Origin of the sequence: Streptomyces mauvecolor, from assembly GCF_039532965.1 — a bacterium.
GTDB lineage: Bacteria > Actinomycetota > Actinomycetes > Streptomycetales > Streptomycetaceae > Streptomyces > Streptomyces violascens.
This window is the reverse complement of the sequence record NZ_BAAASQ010000012.1, coordinates 378,254-393,885: the sequence shown is the minus strand read 5'-3', so window position 1 is coordinate 393,885 and position 15,632 is coordinate 378,254. Positions and strand designations below refer to the sequence as shown.

The following is a 15,632-nucleotide window of genomic DNA, read 5'->3' as shown; positions in this document are numbered from 1 at the left end:
CGCCCGGAACGTGCCGGGTAAATGACGTCATACGACTCGATCAAACAACTCGCATCAAGGCTAGCAGCTCACGGGCCACGTCCTCGACCGAGGTGTTGACCAGTGTGGTGTCGAACTCGGCCTCGGCGGCCAGTTCGACCTTGGCGGCGGCCAGGCGGCGCTCGATGACGTCGGGCGCCTCGGTGCCCCGGCCGGTGAGCCTGCGGACCAGCTCGTCCCAGCTCGGCGGCGCGAGGAAGACGAGCTGGGCCTCGGGCATCGACTCGCGCACGAGCCGGGCGCCCTGGAGGTCGATCTCCAGGAGGACGGGCTCGCCCGCTTCGAGGCGTTCGAGTACGGCCTTGCGTGGGGTTCCGTAACGGTTGCCCGCGAACTCGGCCCACTCGAGCAGTTCGCCGTTGGCGACGAGCTTGTCGAACTCCTCGTCGTCGACGAAGAAGTACTGCACGCCGTGCCGCTCGCCGGGGCGCGGCTTGCGGGTCGTCGCCGACACCGAGAGCCAGACCTCGGGGTGAACCTTGCGCATATGAGCGACGACCGTGCTCTTGCCGACCCCGGAGGGGCCGGAGAGCACGGTCAGCCGCGGACGTGCGTCCGGGGGTACGGGGGTGGTCCCCCGGGGTGTTGCTGCCATGCGGCGATTATTCCAGCTTCTCGGGTATGCCCGAGACGTCAGGCCCCGGAGCCGCCGAACTCGCGCTCAAGGGACGCGATCTGGTTGGAGCCGAGCCCCCGCACGCGGCGGCTCTCGGAGATCCCGAGCCGCTCCATGATCTGCTTGGCGCGGACCTTGCCCACGCCGGGCAGGGACTCGAGGAGCGCGGAGACCTTCATCTTCCCGATGACGTCGTTCTCCTGGCCCGACTTGATGACCTCGTGGAGCGAGGCGCCGGAGTGCTTGAGTCGATTCTTGACCTCGGCCCGCTCCCGGCGAGCCGCGGCGGCCTTTTCGAGCGCGGCTGCGCGCTGTTCAGGGGTAAGGGGCGGAAGAGCCACGCCTACGTCACCTCGGATGTCGAACTGTCGGATACGGACCGGTGAGGAACCTAATCGCCCCACACCAGGCGAGCAACGAACAACGCACTCGCGCACGTGCTCGTCTGCTCTCGTCGGAGACTAGCGGCCAAGGCCGCTCCAGTCAGCGAGAACAGACGAAAAGTCCTGGTCAGCCTCAACCGACCGGGACTTTTCGGACAAAACACCCTGGTTTTGAGTAAGGAAATTGTCAACGTTTCGTGTGCGCACACCCCGCGACCTCTCCGCACGAGCGGTTTGGCCGTTCCGTGAACCGGCCCGGCGGCCGTTGTCGCACGTCCGGAAAGCGCGGAGCCCCGGTGCGACGTATGTCACACCGGGGCTCCGCGGTGGATCACGCCCGGGGAACCGCCGCGCGGACCTCGTCGGCGTAGCGGGCCGCCGCCTCGCGCAGGGCGCTCACGTCGGGGCCGTGGCGCAGCACGCCGCGGCTGACGCTCGGGACGACATTGCGCACGGCGGAGCCGAAGACGCCGGGGAGGTCGGCCGGGGTCGCGCCCTGGGCGCCGATGCCGGGGGCGAGCAGCGGGCCGTTGATGTCGAGGTTCACGCCGGCGTCGCCCAGCGTCGCGCCGACCACCGCGCCGACCGAGCCCATCGGCGAGGCGCCCGCGTTCTCGGCGGCCATGTGGTCCAGCATCAGCTGAGCGAGCGGCCGGCCGTCGGCCGCCGTCGAGCGCTGGACCTCGGCGCCCTCCGGGTTGGAGGTCAGGGCAAGCACGAACACGCCCGAGCCGGACTTCGCCGCCAGGTCGAGCGCCGGGCGCAGCGAGCCGAAGCCGAGGTACGGGGAGACGGTGACCGCGTCCGAGAACAGCGGGGATGCCGGGTCCAGGTAGGTGGCCGCGTACGCCGCCATGGTGGAGCCGATGTCGCCGCGCTTGGCGTCCATCAGGACCAGCGTGCCGGCCGCGCGGGCCTCCTCGACGGCCTTCTCCAGGACGGCGATGCCGCGCGAGCCGAACCGCTCGAAGAACGCGGACTGCGGCTTGAGCATCGCCACCCGGTCGGCGAGCGCCTCGACCGTGATGCGGGTGAAGCGCTCGAGGCCTGCGATGTCGTCGTTCAGGCCCCAGTCCGCGAGCAGCGACGCGTGAGGGTCGATGCCCACGCAGAGGGGGCCGCGGGTGTCCATCGCCTCGCGCAGTCGGGTACCGAAGGGGATCATGCGGCGGCCTTCTTCCGGGTCTCGGCGCCGACGGCCTCGGCGAGCGTTGCGTACGGGGAGGCGGCGAGCCGGGCCGCGAGGCCCTTGTGGATCGCGCGGCCCCAGAAGGGGCCCTCGTAGATGAAGGCGCTGTAGCCCTGGACCAGGGTGGCGCCGGCCAGGATGCGCTGCCAGGCGTCCTCGGCGTTCTCGATGCCGCCCACGCCGATCAGGACGAGCCGGTCGCCGACGCGGGCGTACAGGCGGCCGAGCACCTCCAGGGAGCGCTCCTTGAGCGGGGCGCCGGACAGGCCGCCGGTCTCCTTGACGAGGCCGGCCGGGGACTTCAGGCCGAGCCCGTCCCGGGCGATCGTGGTGTTCGTGGCGATGATGCCGTCCAGGCCGAGCTCGACGGCGAGGTCGGCGACCGCGTCGATGTCGGCGTCCGCGAGGTCGGGGGCGATCTTGACGAGCAGCGGGACGCGGCGGCCCTGGACACTGCGGTCGGCGGCCTCGCGCACGGCGGTCAGGAGCGGGCGCAGCGACTCGGTGGCCTGGAGGTTGCGCAGACCGGGGGTGTTCGGTGAGGAGACGTTCACGACCAGGTAGTCGGCGTGCCGGGCCAGGCGCTCGGTCGACTTCACGTAGTCGGCGGCGGCCTCGGCCTCGGGGACGACCTTGGTCTTGCCGATGTTGACGCCCACGGTCGTGCGGAACACGGCCTTGCGGGCCGCCAGGCGCTCGGCCACCGCCGCCGAGCCCTCGTTGTTGAAGCCCATGCGGTTGATCAGCGCGCGGTCCTGCACAAGGCGGAACAGGCGCTTCTTCGGGTTGCCGGGCTGGGGCTCGCCGGTGACCGTGCCGATCTCGATGTGGTCGAACCCGAGCATCGACATGCCGTCGATCGCGACCGCGTTCTTGTCGAACCCGGCGGCGAGGCCGAACGGGCCGTGCATGCGCAGGCCGAGTGCCTCGGTGCGCAGCTCCTTGTGGCGGGGGGCGAGCACGGCGGCGACGAACGTGCGCAGGACGGGGACGCGGGCCGCGAGGCGGATCCAGCGGAAGGCCAGGTAGTGGGCCTGCTCGGGGTCCATGCGCTTGAAGACGAGGTTGAAGAAGAGCTTGTACATGTGTCTCGGTGTCCTCAGGGGCTCATGAAGAGGGGGACACCGGTTTCCGGTGTCCCCCTCCTCGCCGTCTGCTAGTCGCGGGCCGCGGTCAGGTGTTCCGCGTGTTCCTGGAGCGAACGGACGCCCACGTCACCGTGGTTGAGGGCATCGATGCCCTGGACGGCCGCCGCGAGGGCCTGGACCGTGGTCAGGCAGGGCACGGAGCGGGCGACCGCCGCCGTGCGGATCTCGTAGCCGTCGAGGCGGCCGCCGGTGCCGTACGGCGTGTTGACGATGAGGTCGACCTCGCCGTCGTGGATCAGCTGGACGATCGTCTTCTCGCCGTTCGGGCCCTCGCCCTCGCTGAGCTTGCGCACCACGGTGGCGTTGATGCCGTTGCGGCGCAGCACCTCGGCGGTGCCGGAGGTGGCCATCAACTCGAAGCCGTGGGCGACCAGTTCGCGCGCCGGGAAGATCATCGTGCGCTTGTCCCGGTTGGCGACCGAGATGAACGCGCGGCCCTTCGTCGGCAGCGGGCCGTAGGCGCCCGCCTGCGACTTGGCGTACGCGGTGCCGAACACCGAGTCGATGCCCATGACTTCACCGGTGGAGCGCATCTCCGGGCCGAGCACCGTGTCGACGCCGCGCCCGTGGACGTCGCGGAAGCGGCTCCACGGCATCACGGCCTCCTTGACGGAGATCGGCGCGTCCAGCGGCAGGGTGCCGCCGTCGCCCTCCTTGGGGAGCATGCCCTCGGCGCGCAGCTCGGCGATGGTCGCGCCGAGCGAGATGCGGGCGGCGGCCTTCGCGAGCGGCACCGCGGTCGCCTTCGAGGTGAAGGGCACGGTGCGCGAGGCGCGCGGGTTGGCTTCGAGGACGTACAGGATGTCGCCCGCCATCGCGAACTGGATGTTGATCAGTCCGCGGACGCCGACTCCCTTGGCGATGGCCTCCGTCGAGGCGCGCAGGCGCTTGATGTCGAAGCCGCCGAGGGTGATCGGGGGCAGCGCGCACGCCGAGTCGCCGGAGTGGATGCCGGCCTCCTCGATGTGCTCCATGACGCCGCCGAGGTAGAGCTCGGTGCCGTCGTAGAGGGCGTCCACGTCGATCTCGATGGCGTCGTCCAGGAAGCGGTCGACGAGCACCGGGCGGGTCGGCGAGATCTCGGTGGACTCGGCGATGTACGAGGCCAGCCGCTCCTCGTCGTACACGATCTCCATGCCGCGGCCGCCGAGCACGTACGAGGGGCGTACGAGGACGGGGTAGCCGATCTCGTCGGCGATGGCCTTGGCGCCCGCGAAGGTGGTGGCGGTGCCGTGCTTGGGCGCGGGCAGGCCGGCCTCGGCGAGCACGCGGCCGAACGCGCCGCGGTCCTCGGCGGCGTGGATGGCCTCGGGCGGGGTGCCGACCACCGGCACGCCGTTGTCCTTGAGCGCCTGGGACAGGCCGAGCGGGGTCTGGCCGCCGAGCTGGACGACGACGCCCGCGACCGGGCCGGCGAGCGTCTCGGCGTGGACGATCTCCAGCACGTCTTCGAGCGTGAGCGGCTCGAAGTACAGGCGGTCGGAGGTGTCGTAGTCCGTCGAGACCGTCTCGGGGTTGCAGTTGACCATCACGGTCTCGAAGCCCGCGTCGCTCAGCGCGAAGGAGGCGTGGACGCAGGAGTAGTCGAACTCGATGCCCTGGCCGATGCGGTTCGGGCCCGAACCCAGGATGATCACGGCGGGCTTGGTGCGCGGCGCGACCTCGCTCTCCTCGTCGTACGAGGAGTAGAAGTACGGGGTCTTGGCGGCGAACTCGGCGGCGCAGGTGTCGACCGTCTTGTAGACCGGGCGCACTCCCAGCGCGTGCCGCACCTCGCGGACGACGTCCTCGCGCAGGCCGCGGATGCCGGCGATCTGGGCGTCCGAGAAGCCGTGCCGCTTGGCCTCGGCAAGCAGCTCGGGGCCGAGCTTGTCGGCGGCGGCCAGCTCGTCGGCGATCTCCTTGATGAGGAAGAGCTGGTCGACGAACCAGGGGTCGATCTTCGTGGACTCGAAGACCTCTTCCTGGGTGGCGCCCGCGCGGATCGCGTACATGACGGTGTTGATCCGGCCGTCGGTCGGACGCTTGGCCTCCTCCAGGAGGACCTCCTTGGCGCCGACCGGGCCCGTGAAGTCGAACTGCGAGCCCTTCTTCTCCAGGGAGCGCAGGGCCTTCTGGAGGGCCTCGGTGAAGTTCCGGCCGATCGCCATGGCTTCGCCCACCGACTTCATGGTGGTGGTGAGGGTGGAGTCGGCGGAGGGGAACTTCTCGAAGGCGAAGCGCGGGGCCTTCACGACGACGTAGTCGAGGGTCGGCTCGAAGGACGCCGGCGTCTTCTCGGTGATGTCGTTGGGGACCTCGTCGAGCGTGTAGCCGATGGCGAGCTTGGCCGCGATCTTGGCGATCGGGAAGCCGGTGGCCTTCGACGCGAGCGCGGAGGACCGCGAGACGCGCGGGTTCATCTCGATGACGATGACGCGGCCGTCGTCCGGGTTGATCGCGAACTGGATGTTGCAGCCGCCGGTGTCGACGCCGACCTCGCGGATGATCGCGATGCCGATGTCGCGCAGCCGCTGGTACTCGCGGTCGGTGAGCGTCATCGCCGGGGCGACGGTGATCGAGTCACCGGTGTGCACGCCCATCGGGTCGAAGTTCTCGATGGAGCAGACGACCACGACGTTGTCGTTCTTGTCGCGCATCAGCTCCAGCTCGTACTCCTTCCAGCCGAGGATGGACTCCTCCAGGAGCACCTCGGTGGTCGGCGAGAGCGTGAGGCCCTGGCCGGCGATGCGGCGCAGCTCCTCCTCGTCGTGCGCGAAGCCGGAGCCGGCGCCGCCCATGGTGAAGGAGGGGCGCACCACGACCGGGTAGCCGCCGAGGGTCTCGACGCCCTTGATGACGTCGTCCATCGAGTGGCAGATGACCGAGCGGGCGGACTCGCCGTAGCCGATCTTGGCCTTGACGGCCTCGACGACGCCCTTGAACAGGTCGCGGTCCTCGCCCTTGTTGATGGCCTCGACGTTGGCGCCGATGAGCTCCACGCCGTACTTCTCCAGGACGCCCTGCTCGTGCATGGAGATCGCGGTGTTGAGCGCGGTCTGGCCGCCGAGGGTGGGCAGGAGGGCGTCGGGGCGCTCCTTGGCGATGATCTTCTCGACGAACTCGGGGGTGATCGGCTCGACGTAGGTGGCGTCGGCGATCTCCGGGTCGGTCATGATCGTGGCCGGGTTGGAGTTGACCAGGATGACCCTGAGGCCCTCGGCCTTGAGGATGCGGCAGGCCTGGGTGCCGGAGTAGTCGAACTCGGCGGCCTGGCCGATGACGATCGGACCGGAGCCGATGACCAGGACGGACTGGATATCGGAGCGCTTAGGCACGCTGGCCCTCCATCAGGGTTACGAAGCGGTCGAAGAGGTAGGCGGCGTCGTGCGGGCCGGCTGCCGCTTCGGGGTGGTACTGGACGCTGAAGGCCGGCTGGTCGAGCAGCTGGAGGCCTTCGACGACCTGGTCGTTCAGACAGACGTGGGAGACCTCGGCGCGCCCGTAGGGCGTCTCGGAGACCTTGTCGAGCGGCGCGTCGACGGCGAAGCCGTGGTTGTGCGCGGTGACCTCGACCTTGCCGGTCGTACGGTCCTGCACCGGCTGGTTGATGCCGCGGTGGCCGTACTTCAGCTTGTACGTGCCGAAGCCGAGCGCGCGGCCCAGGATCTGGTTGCCGAAGCAGATGCCGAACAGCGGCGTCTTGCGGGCGAGGACTTCCTGCATGACGGCGACGGGGCCGTCGGCGGTGGCCGGGTCGCCCGGCCCGTTGGAGAAGAACACGCCGTCGGGGTTCACGGCGTACACCTCCTCGGCGGTGGCGGTCGCGGGCAGCACGTGCACCTCGATGCCGCGCTCGGCCATGCGGTGCGGGGTCATGCCCTTGATGCCGAGGTCGACGGCGGCGACGGTGAACTTCTTCTCACCGATCGCGGGGACGACGTAGGTCTCCTTGGTGGCGACCTCCGCGGAGAGGTTCGCGCCGACCATCTGGGGCGCTTCCTTCACGCGGGCGAGCAGCGCCGCGTCGTCCGCGACGGCCTCGCCGGAGAAGATGCCGACGCGCATGGCGCCGCGCTCGCGCAGGTGGCGGGTGAGCGCGCGGGTGTCGATGCCGGAGATCCCGACGACGCCCTGCTTGACGAGCTCCTCGTCCAGGGAGCGGCGCGAGCGCCAGTTGGACGGGATGCGCGCGGGGTCGCGCACGACGTAGCCGGCCACCCAGATGCGGGAGGACTCGGGGTCCTCGTCGTTGACGCCGGTGTTGCCGACGTGCGGGGCGGTCATCACGACGACCTGGCGGTGGTACGACGGGTCGGTCAGGGTCTCCTGGTAGCCGGTCATGCCGGTGGAGAACACGGCCTCGCCGAAGGTCTCCCCCACGGCCCCGTAGGCGCGGCCGCGGAAGATACGGCCGTCCTCCAGGACGAGTACGGCGGGAGCCTTGGCGGCTCCCCGGGTGGAGGTCGTCATCGTGCGGCGCCTTCCGTCGTGTTGGTGGTGATCATGGAGTTGATGGCTTCGACCCAGGCCGGGTGCTGCTCGGCCCGGTCGGAGCGGAAGCCCGAGTCGATGAGCTTGTCGCCGTGGCTCCAGGTGACGACGAGCAGGCCGCCCTCGGTGAGGACCTTGCCCGCGATGCCCTTGTCGAGCCGGGCCTCGCGGAGCTGCGCGGCCGGGACGAAGAAGTCGTCCGCCCCGGGGCGTACGACGTCCAGGCCCGCGTCCGTCAGGGTGAGCTCGGCCTTGCTGCGTACGCCCAGGCCGTGCGCCACGATGCGGTCGAGCCACTGCCCGGCGGTGGTGGAGCCGTGGTAGCGGCCGCTCAGCTTCAGTTTCGCCTCGCCCGGCGTCTCGGGCGCGGTGGGGAGGTCCGGCAGGTCGGCCTGGAGGCGGCCGCGCCACTGCCAGCCCTGGCGCATCAGCCAGTAGACGAGCGCCACGAAGAGCGCGAGCCCGACGAGCCAGCCGATCCGTCCGCCCCAGTTGGTCACCTCGGCGGACTTCTCCTCGGCGGCCAGATTGATCAGTGATGCGTACGTCACGCCAGCTTCCCGTCCACGACCGTTGCCCGGCCCCGCAGGAAGGTGTGGGTGATGCGTCCGGGCAGCTCGCGGCCCTCGTAGGGGGTGTTGCGGCTGCGGGAGGCGAAGCCCGCGGGGTTCACCTCTCCACGGTATGCCGGATCCACCAGCGTCAGGTTGGCGGGTTCGCCTGCCGAGACGGGGCGTCCGTGGCCCTTCGCCCGGCCGATCTCGGCGGGCTTGTGCGACATGCGGTCGGCGACGCCGGCCCAGTCGAGCAGGCCGGTCTCGACCATCGTGTGCTGGACGACGGAGAGCGCGGTCTCCAGGCCGACCATGCCCATGGCGGCCGCGGCCCACTCGCAGTCCTTGTCCTCGTGCGGGTGCGGGGCGTGATCGGTGGCGACGATGTCGATGGTGCCGTCGGCGAGCGCCTCGCGCAGCGCCATGACGTCCTTCTCCGTACGCAGCGGCGGGTTGACCTTGTAGACCGGGTTGTACGAGCGGACCAGCTCGTCGGTGAGGAGCAGGTGGTGCGGGGTGACCTCGGCGGTCACGTCGATGCCGCGGGACTTGGCCCAGCGGACGATCTCGACGGAACCGGCGGTCGAGAGGTGGCAGATGTGCACGCGGGAGCCGACGTGCTCGGCGAGCAGCACGTCGCGGGCGATGATCGACTCCTCGGCGACGGCGGGCCAGCCGCCCAGGCCGAGCTCGGCCGAGACGACGCCCTCGTTCATCTGGGCGCCCTCGGTGAGACGGGGCTCCTGGGCATGCTGGGCGACGACGCCGCCGAAGGCCTTCACGTACTCCAGGGCGCGGCGCATGATCACGGCGTCGTCGACGCACTTGCCGTCGTCGGAGAAGACGGTGACGCCGGCGGCGGAGTCGTGCATGGCGCCGAGCTCGGAGAGCTTCTTGCCCTCCAGGCCCACGGTGACGGCGCCGATGGGCTGCACGTCGCAGTAGCCGGACTCCTTGCCGAGCCGCCAGACCTGCTCGACGACGCCCGCGGTGTCGGCGACGGGGAAGGTGTTGGCCATGGCGAAGACCGAGGTGTAGCCGCCGCGTGCAGCCGCCTGGGTACCGGTGAGGACCGTCTCGGAGTCCTCGCGGCCGGGCTCGCGCAGGTGGGTGTGCAGGTCGACGAGGCCGGGCAGCAGGATCTGGCCCTCGGCGTCGACGACGGTCGCGTCCCCGGCGTCCAGGCCGGTGCCGACGGCGGCGATGGTCTCGCCGTCGATCAGGACGTCCTGGACGTCGCCGCCGAGGACCTTCGCACCACGGATAAGGATCTTGCTCATGGTTACTTGTTCTCCGCATCGGTGGGACGGGCGTGGCTGACGGCGGGCTCGTTGCCGCCGAGCAGCAGGTACAGGACCGCCATACGGGTGTGGACGCCGTTGGCGACCTGCTCGACGACCGTGCAGCGGTCGGAGTCGGCGACCTCGGCGGTGATTTCCATGCCGCGCACCATCGGGCCGGGGTGCATGACGATGCCGTGCTCGGGCATCTTGGCCATGCGGTCGCCGTCGAGCCCGTAGCGCCGCGAGTACTCGCGCTCGGTCGGGAAGAAGGCGGCGTTCATGCGTTCGCGCTGCACACGCAGCATCATCACCGCGTCGGACTTCGGCAGCACGGCGTCCAGGTCGTAACTCACGTCGCAGGTCCAGTGCTCGACGCCGACCGGGAGCAGCGTCGGCGGGGCCACCAGGGTGACCTCGGCGCCGAGCGTGTGCAGCAGGTCGACGTTGGAGCGGGCCACCCGGCTGTGCAGCACGTCGCCGACGAGGGTGATGCGCTTGCCGGCCAGGTCCTGGCCGAGGGCGTCCTTGCCGACCAGGCGGCGGCGCATGGTGAACGCGTCGAGCAGCGCCTGGGTGGGGTGCTGGTGGGTGCCGTCTCCTGCGTTGATGACCGGGGCGTCGATCCAGCCGGAGGTGGCCAGGCGGTAGGGGGCGCCGGAGGCGCTGTGCCGGATGACGACGGCGTCGACGCCCATCGCCTCCAGGGTCTGCGCGGTGTCCTTCAGGGACTCTCCCTTGGAGACCGAGGAGCCCTTGGCGGCGAAGTTGATGACATCGGCCGACAGGCGCTTCTCGGCCGCCTCGAAGGAGATCCGGGTGCGGGTGGAGTCCTCGAAGAACAGGTTGCAGATCGTCCGGCCGCGCAGCGCGGGGAGCTTCTTTATCGGCCGGTCGGAGACACGGGCCATCTCCTCGGCGGTGTCGAGGATGAGGACGGCGTCGTCGCGGGTGAGGTCGGCGGCCGAGATGAGGTGACGCATCATCTGGGGGTTCTCCAGGTGTGGTGGAGGTTTGGGCATGCGGGCGCGCAGAAGCAGGCCGTACGGGTCCGGTTGGGCCGTACGGAGTCGGGTGGGGCCTACTGCTCGCCGGCCGGGGCGGTCTGCTTGACACCGAGCAGCACGGCGTCGCGGCCGTCCTCCTCGGCGAGCTGGACCTTGACCGTCTCCCGCAGCGACGTGGGGAGGTTCTTGCCGACGTAGTCGGCGCGGATCGGGAGTTCGCGGTGGCCGCGGTCGACGAGGACCGCGAGCTGGACGGCGCGGGGGCGGCCGATGTCGCCGAGCGCGTCGAGGGCGGCGCGGATGGTGCGGCCGGAGAAGAGCACGTCGTCGACGAGGACGACCAGGCGGCCGTCGATGCCGTCGCCGGGGATCTCGGTGCGGCCGAGCGCCCGGGCGGGCTTCATCCGCAGGTCGTCGCGGTACATGGTGATGTCGAGGGAACCGACCGGGGTCTTGCGCCCGGTGATCTCCTCCAGCTTCACGGCGAGCCGCTCGGCGAGGAAGACGCCGCGGGTCGGGATGCCGAGGAGCACCACGTCGTCGGCGCCCTTGGCGCGTTCGACGATCTCGTGGGCGATACGGGTCAGGACGCGGGCGATGTCGGGGCCTTCGAGAACGGGCCGCGCCGCATCGGGGTGCGCCGGATCCTGCTGGTTCTGCGGGTGCTGCGTGTCCATATGAAACGGACCTCCTTCTCCGCCTCACGGGACGGACCTTAAAGGACGTCGGAATTGCGTCACCAACGGTACCAGGGGCCAGGAGGCACCCAACACCGGGCCATCACTCGAACGGGTGAGTGCGCCCGACGAATCGCCGTGACCTGTAGGGCCCGGCCCACGCGGAGCCTGTCACTCCTCCGGGGCGAGGGTGTGGACCATTCGGCTTGACGCGGCCAAGTAACGCTGCGTAACCTCACAGTGAGTTACAGCCGCGCGGCGGAGCCGCACGTTGTCACAGCGTCCGGGGAGCTATATGTCCAGCGAATACGCAAAACAGCTCGGGGCCAAGCTCCGCGCCATCCGCACCCAGCAGGGCCTCTCCCTCCACGGTGTGGAGGAGAAGTCCCAGGGCCGCTGGAAGGCCGTCGTGGTCGGCTCGTACGAGCGCGGCGACCGTGCCGTGACCGTACAGCGCCTTGCCGAGCTGGCGGACTTCTACGGCGTTCCGGTGCAGGAGCTGCTGCCGGGCACCACGCCGGGCGGGGCCGCCGAGCCGCCGCCGAAGCTGGTTCTCGACCTTGAGCGCCTCGCCCACGTCCCGCCGGAGAAGGCGGGCCCGCTGCAGCGTTACGCGGCGACCATCCAGTCGCAGCGCGGCGACTACAACGGCAAGGTCCTCTCGATCCGCCAGGACGATCTGCGCACCCTGGCCGTGATCTACGACCAGTCGCCCTCGGTGCTGACCGAGCAGCTGATCAGCTGGGGCGTCCTGGACGCGGACGCGCGCCGCGCGGTCGCGCACGAAGAGGGCTGACGCCCCTTCAGCAGAAACGTGCCGTCGGGCCCGGTGGGAGCACTCCGCTCCCACCGGGCCCGACGGCGTTTTCGTACGCGGACATGCGGTCAGGTGGCCATCCGGCCATGCGGCGGCGGGGCACGCCGAAGGGCCCGCAGCACGCATGGTGCTGCGGGCCCTTCGTAGGCCTGTCCCTGCCGGAGGCTAGTCGCGGCGCAGGCTCGGCTTGAGGTCCTTGAAACGGGCGAGCAGCCCGTTCACGAAGGCCGGCGAGTCGTCCGTGGAGAACTCCTTCGCCAGCTGGACGGCCTCGTCGATGACGACCGCGTCGGGCGTCTCGTCCTCCCAGACGAGCTCGTACGCGCCGAGCCGCAGGATGTTCCGGTCGACGACCGGCATCCGGTCGAGCGTCCAGCCCACCGCGTACGTGGAGATCAGGTCGTCGATGCGGTCCACATGGCCCGCGTACCCCTCGACGAGCTGCATCGTGTACTCGGCGACCGGCGGCTGACGGTCGTCGGACCGCGAGTGCCGCACCCAGTCCGCGAGGACCGTCTGCACGGACTCACCGCGCTGGTCGGCCTCGAAGAGGATCTGGAAGGCGCGCTTGCGGGCCTTGTTCCGGGCAGCCACGGTTAGCTGTTCACCCGGCCGAGGTAGTCGCCGGTGCGGGTGTCGACCTTGATCTTCTCACCGGTGGTGATGAAGAGCGGGACGCCGATCTCGTAACCGGTCTCCAGGGTGGCCGGCTTGGTGCCGCCGGTGGAGCGGTCGCCCTGGACGCCCGGGTCGGTGTGCTGGATGACCAGCTCGACGGCGGCGGGGAGCTCGACGTAGAGCACCTCGCCCTCGTGCTGCGCGACCGAGGCGGTGAAGCCCTCGATCAGGAAGTTGGCGGCGTCGCCGACAGCCTTGCGGTCGACCATCAGCTGGTCGTACGTGTCCATGTCCATGAAGACGAAGTACTCGCCGTCCATGTACGAGAACTGCATGTCGCGGCGGTCGATGGTGGCCGTCTCGACCTTCACACCGGCGTTGAAGGTCTTGTCGACCACCTTGCCGGAGAGCACGTTCTTGAGCTTGGTGCGCACGAAGGCCGGGCCCTTGCCGGGCTTGACGTGCTGGAACTCGACGACGGACCAGAGCTGGCCTCCGTCGAGCTTGAGCACCAGGCCGTTCTTGAGGTCGTTCGTGGAAGCCACGGTTGCGGAATCTCCTGGACTGAAAGCTGGTGGACGACCGAGGGTACGTACACGGGGCACGTACGCGTGCTAGAGCGCTAGCAGCTCCTTGGTCGTGATGGTGAGTAGCTCGGGGCCGCCGTCCGCCTCGGGGCGTACGACGAGCGTGTCATCGATCCGGACGCCGCCCCGGCCCGGGAGGTGGACCCCCGGTTCGACGGTGACCGGCACGCAAGTGTCCAGTTTACCCATGGCTCCAGGTGCGAGCTGCGGCTCCTCGTCGATTTCGATCCCGACGCCGTGTCCGGTGAGCGGTCCGAAGGCCTCCGCGTGCCCCGCCGAGTCCAGCACCTGGCGGGCCGCGCGGTCCACCGCGCGGTACTCGGCACCCGGTACGAGAGCCTCCCGGCCGGCCCGCTGGGCTGCGAAAACGGCGTCGTACAGCTCGATCTGCCAGTCGGCGGGGGTGGTGCCGATCACGAAGGTGCGGCCGATCTCGCAGCGGTAGCCGCGGTAGGTGGCACCCAGGCAGACCGAGAGGAAGTCGCCCTCCTCGACCCGGCGGTCGGCCGGGCGGTGGCCGGCCCGGCCGGAGTTGGGGCCGGTGCCGACCGAGGTCATGAAGGCGGGCCCGTCCGCGCCGTGGTCGACCAGGCGGCGCTCCAGTTCCAGGGCGAGGTGGCGCTCGGTGCGGCCCACCAGGATCGACTCCAGGAGTTCGCCCAGGGCCTGGTCGGTGATCTCGGCGGCGATGCGCAGACAGGCGATCTCGTCCTCGTCCTTGACCAGGCGGCGCTGCTCGACCGCGCCGCCCAGATCGCTCAGGAGCAGCCGGGGCGCCACCGAGCCGAGCGCGCGGTGGCGGGCCACGGACAGGTGGTGCTCCTCGACGGCCAGCGAGTCGGCGCCGCTGGTCTGGGCGAGGTCGGCGGCCGCGACGGCCGGGTCGCCGCCGGGGGCGGGCAGCACGGTGATCCTGAGCTGCTCGTCGAGGCGCCCCTCGATGAGGTCGCCCGACGGCGTCTGCGGGCACAGCAGTACGTCCTCGGCCGGGCCGACGAGCAGGACGGCGCCTGGCGGGGCGCCGCCCGCGAGGTAGCGGACGTTGGCCGGGCGGGAGACCAGGGCGGCCGCGCAGCCTGCGGCCGCGCAGCGGTCCCGCAGCCAGCCGCGGCGCACCGCGAACACCTCTGACATGCCCCGAGCGTATGAGCGGGGCGCCGGGTCGGCCGGTTCAGCGCGTCCGACCGGGGGCCGCCCCGGGGTCGGTCCGTTCTTGCCCTCAAACGCCCGACCGGCTGGGGCGGGGCTACCAGCTCGGCGGGCTCGCGATCGTTCTGGCCAGGACGTCGTCCAGGAGGCGGGCCGTGGTGGGCACGTCGTACTGGGAGTTGTCGATGATCGGCAGGCCCGAGCCGTACCAGCCGGCCATGCGGCCGTGGATGCCCGCCACCTCCTCGTCCGAGAGGCGGCGGTTGCCGCTGCGCTCCGCGTTGCGCTCCAGGACCACTTCGAGGCCCGGCAGCAGCACGACCGGCAGCAGGCCGGGGCCCACGTGCCGCTTCCAGCCGCCGAGGCCGACGACCGGCCGGTCGGGGAAGACCGCGTCGTCGAGGATGCAGGAGATGCCGTTGGCCAGGAAGTTGCGCGCGGCGAAGCCGCAGGTGCGGCGGGCCAGGCGGTACTGGGCCTCGGAGTGGTCGTTCCAGCCCGACTGGGGGTCGGCGAACCCCGAGCACACCCATTCGCGTACGTCGTCGAGGCTGATGTGGGCGGTGGGCACCCGGCGGTGCTGCGCCCAGTACCGGGCCACGGTCGTCTTGCCGGCTCCGGCGGGGCCGATGAGGAGCACCGCGAGCGTGGTGGCACCGGTCCCCTCGGGGGCCTGCGGCATCGGCACCGGCCCGCCGGGCGGCAGGGCGACGTGCCCGGTGGTGTCCCGGGACGGCGGCCGGGCCGAGGCGTGCTGCGGGGCGGGCCCGTGCCAGCCCTGGCCGGGCGGCTGCTGGGTGCCCGCTGTGTGCGGGGCTCCCGGGTGATGGGCCGGGGCGGGCGGCGACTGCGGGTGGGCCGGGAGCTGGGCGGTCGTGGGCCCGGAGCCGGGCGGGGGCCCGGGCTTGTAGGGCGGGGCTCCCGGCGCGGGCGGGGGCACGCCGGGGCGCAGCGGAGCCGTCGCCTCCGGCTCGATCGGCTGGGCCCAGTCGTGCGGGGGCTGCCCCGGGGCGTGGGGCGGCGGCAGTGGAGCCCCCCCTGCGTGCTGCATCCGGTGCCACTCCGTCTCGTAACTGCAACTGGCGCTGGTCGGGC

The 15,632-nt window shown here is 71.0% G+C and carries 15 protein-coding genes; 1 reads left to right on the top strand and 14 read right to left on the bottom strand.

Features of this window, described 5'->3' with window-relative positions; translation table 11 throughout:
* Positions 1 to 40 precede the first annotated feature (40 nt).
* The 10 genes from gmk to pyrR all read right to left on the bottom strand — a co-directional run bounded on the left by gmk (position 41) and on the right by pyrR (position 11,366).
* On the bottom strand, positions 41 to 634 hold the full coding sequence (gmk, locus tag ABD346_RS18685; RefSeq protein WP_344376123.1) for a guanylate kinase: 594 nt from the start codon (positions 632 to 634) through the stop codon (positions 41 to 43).
* Positions 635 to 672: 38 nt separating this feature from the next.
* Positions 673 to 996 carry an integration host factor gene (locus tag ABD346_RS18680; protein WP_053724505.1) on the bottom strand — a complete coding sequence of 108 codons (324 nt, stop codon included), beginning with the start codon at positions 994 to 996 and terminating at the stop codon, positions 673 to 675.
* Between the two features lie 373 nt (positions 997 to 1,369).
* Positions 1,370 to 2,203: an orotidine-5'-phosphate decarboxylase gene (gene pyrF, locus ABD346_RS18675; protein WP_344376121.1), complete on the bottom strand. Its 834-nt coding sequence runs from the start codon at positions 2,201 to 2,203 to the stop codon at positions 1,370 to 1,372.
* Positions 2,200 to 3,312, bottom strand: a complete 1,113-nt coding sequence (locus ABD346_RS18670; RefSeq protein WP_344376119.1) for a quinone-dependent dihydroorotate dehydrogenase — start codon at positions 3,310 to 3,312, stop codon at positions 2,200 to 2,202. The genes pyrF and ABD346_RS18670 overlap by 4 nt, the downstream gene beginning before the upstream one ends.
* Positions 3,313 to 3,383: 71 nt before the next feature.
* On the bottom strand, positions 3,384 to 6,692 hold the full coding sequence (gene carB / locus ABD346_RS18665; RefSeq protein ID WP_344376118.1) for a carbamoyl-phosphate synthase large subunit: 3,309 nt from the start codon (positions 6,690 to 6,692) through the stop codon (positions 3,384 to 3,386).
* Positions 6,685 to 7,827 carry a glutamine-hydrolyzing carbamoyl-phosphate synthase small subunit gene (carA, locus tag ABD346_RS18660; RefSeq protein ID WP_344376116.1) on the bottom strand — a complete coding sequence of 381 codons (1,143 nt, stop codon included), beginning with the start codon at positions 7,825 to 7,827 and terminating at the stop codon, positions 6,685 to 6,687. The genes carB and carA overlap by 8 nt, the downstream gene beginning before the upstream one ends.
* The gene (locus tag ABD346_RS18655; RefSeq protein ID WP_344376114.1) at positions 7,824 to 8,399 is read right to left on the bottom strand and encodes a PH-like domain-containing protein; all 576 of its coding nucleotides are present in this window, start codon (positions 8,397 to 8,399) and stop codon (positions 7,824 to 7,826) included. Before ABD346_RS18655 ends, carA begins: the two co-directional genes overlap by 4 nt.
* Positions 8,396 to 9,682: a dihydroorotase gene (locus ABD346_RS18650; RefSeq protein ID WP_344376113.1), complete on the bottom strand. Its 1,287-nt coding sequence runs from the start codon at positions 9,680 to 9,682 to the stop codon at positions 8,396 to 8,398. The genes ABD346_RS18655 and ABD346_RS18650 overlap by 4 nt, the downstream gene beginning before the upstream one ends.
* Before the next feature lie 2 nt (positions 9,683 to 9,684).
* A complete protein-coding gene (locus ABD346_RS18645) occupies positions 9,685 to 10,668 on the bottom strand; it encodes an aspartate carbamoyltransferase catalytic subunit (RefSeq protein WP_344376110.1) in 984 nt (327 codons plus the stop codon).
* Positions 10,669 to 10,763: 95 nt separating this feature from the next.
* Positions 10,764 to 11,366, bottom strand: coding sequence for a bifunctional pyr operon transcriptional regulator/uracil phosphoribosyltransferase PyrR (pyrR, locus tag ABD346_RS18640; protein ID WP_189962229.1), 603 nt, complete (start codon positions 11,364 to 11,366; stop codon positions 10,764 to 10,766).
* A 295-nt stretch (positions 11,367 to 11,661) separates the two neighbouring features.
* On the opposite strand from pyrR, the gene bldD reads away from it, so the two are divergent.
* Entirely contained in the window at positions 11,662 to 12,162 is a 501-nt protein-coding gene (bldD, locus tag ABD346_RS18635; RefSeq protein WP_014044812.1) for a transcriptional regulator BldD, read from the top strand.
* A gap of 186 nt (positions 12,163 to 12,348) precedes the next feature.
* Here bldD and nusB read toward each other — a convergent pair whose 3' ends face one another.
* From nusB to ABD346_RS18615, 4 genes are all read right to left on the bottom strand, one after another.
* Complete coding sequence (gene nusB / locus ABD346_RS18630) at positions 12,349 to 12,777, bottom strand: transcription antitermination factor NusB (protein WP_189962228.1); 429 nt, start codon at positions 12,775 to 12,777, stop codon at positions 12,349 to 12,351.
* A gap of 2 nt (positions 12,778 to 12,779) precedes the next feature.
* Positions 12,780 to 13,346, bottom strand: coding sequence for an elongation factor P (gene efp, locus ABD346_RS18625; protein WP_053724515.1), 567 nt, complete (start codon positions 13,344 to 13,346; stop codon positions 12,780 to 12,782).
* Between the two features lie 69 nt (positions 13,347 to 13,415).
* Positions 13,416 to 14,522 (bottom strand): M24 family metallopeptidase, encoded by a 1,107-nt coding sequence (locus ABD346_RS18620; RefSeq protein ID WP_344376107.1) that lies wholly within the window; start codon positions 14,520 to 14,522, stop codon positions 13,416 to 13,418.
* Positions 14,523 to 14,634: 112 nt separating this feature from the next.
* Positions 14,635 to 15,588, bottom strand: coding sequence for a Pro-rich N-terminal domain-containing protein (locus ABD346_RS18615; protein WP_344376105.1), 954 nt, complete (start codon positions 15,586 to 15,588; stop codon positions 14,635 to 14,637).
* Between the last annotated feature and the right edge of the window lie 44 nt (positions 15,589 to 15,632).

What these genes read in the sequence shown, in the direction of transcription:
- ABD346_RS18620 (WP_344376107.1), bottom strand. Translation starts at nt 14,522, where the DNA reads ATGTCAGAGGTGTTCGCGGTGCGCCGCGGCTGGCTGCGGGACCGCTGC.
- pyrF (WP_344376121.1), bottom strand. Translation starts at nt 2,203, where the DNA reads ATGATCCCCTTCGGTACCCGACTGCGCGAGGCGATGGACACCCGCGGC.
- gmk (WP_344376123.1), bottom strand. Translation starts at nt 634, where the DNA reads ATGGCAGCAACACCCCGGGGGACCACCCCCGTACCCCCGGACGCACGT.
- ABD346_RS18650 (WP_344376113.1), bottom strand. Translation starts at nt 9,682, where the DNA reads ATGAGCAAGATCCTTATCCGTGGTGCGAAGGTCCTCGGCGGCGACGTC.
- ABD346_RS18645 (WP_344376110.1), bottom strand. Translation starts at nt 10,668, where the DNA reads ATGATGCGTCACCTCATCTCGGCCGCCGACCTCACCCGCGACGACGCC.
- carA (WP_344376116.1), bottom strand. Translation starts at nt 7,827, where the DNA reads ATGACGACCTCCACCCGGGGAGCCGCCAAGGCTCCCGCCGTACTCGTC.
- pyrR (WP_189962229.1), bottom strand. Translation starts at nt 11,366, where the DNA reads ATGGACACGCAGCACCCGCAGAACCAGCAGGATCCGGCGCACCCCGAT.
- bldD (WP_014044812.1), top strand. Translation starts at nt 11,662, where the DNA reads ATGTCCAGCGAATACGCAAAACAGCTCGGGGCCAAGCTCCGCGCCATC.
- ABD346_RS18670 (WP_344376119.1), bottom strand. Translation starts at nt 3,312, where the DNA reads ATGTACAAGCTCTTCTTCAACCTCGTCTTCAAGCGCATGGACCCCGAG.
- ABD346_RS18615 (WP_344376105.1), bottom strand. Translation starts at nt 15,588, where the DNA reads ATGCAGCACGCAGGGGGGGCTCCACTGCCGCCGCCCCACGCCCCGGGG.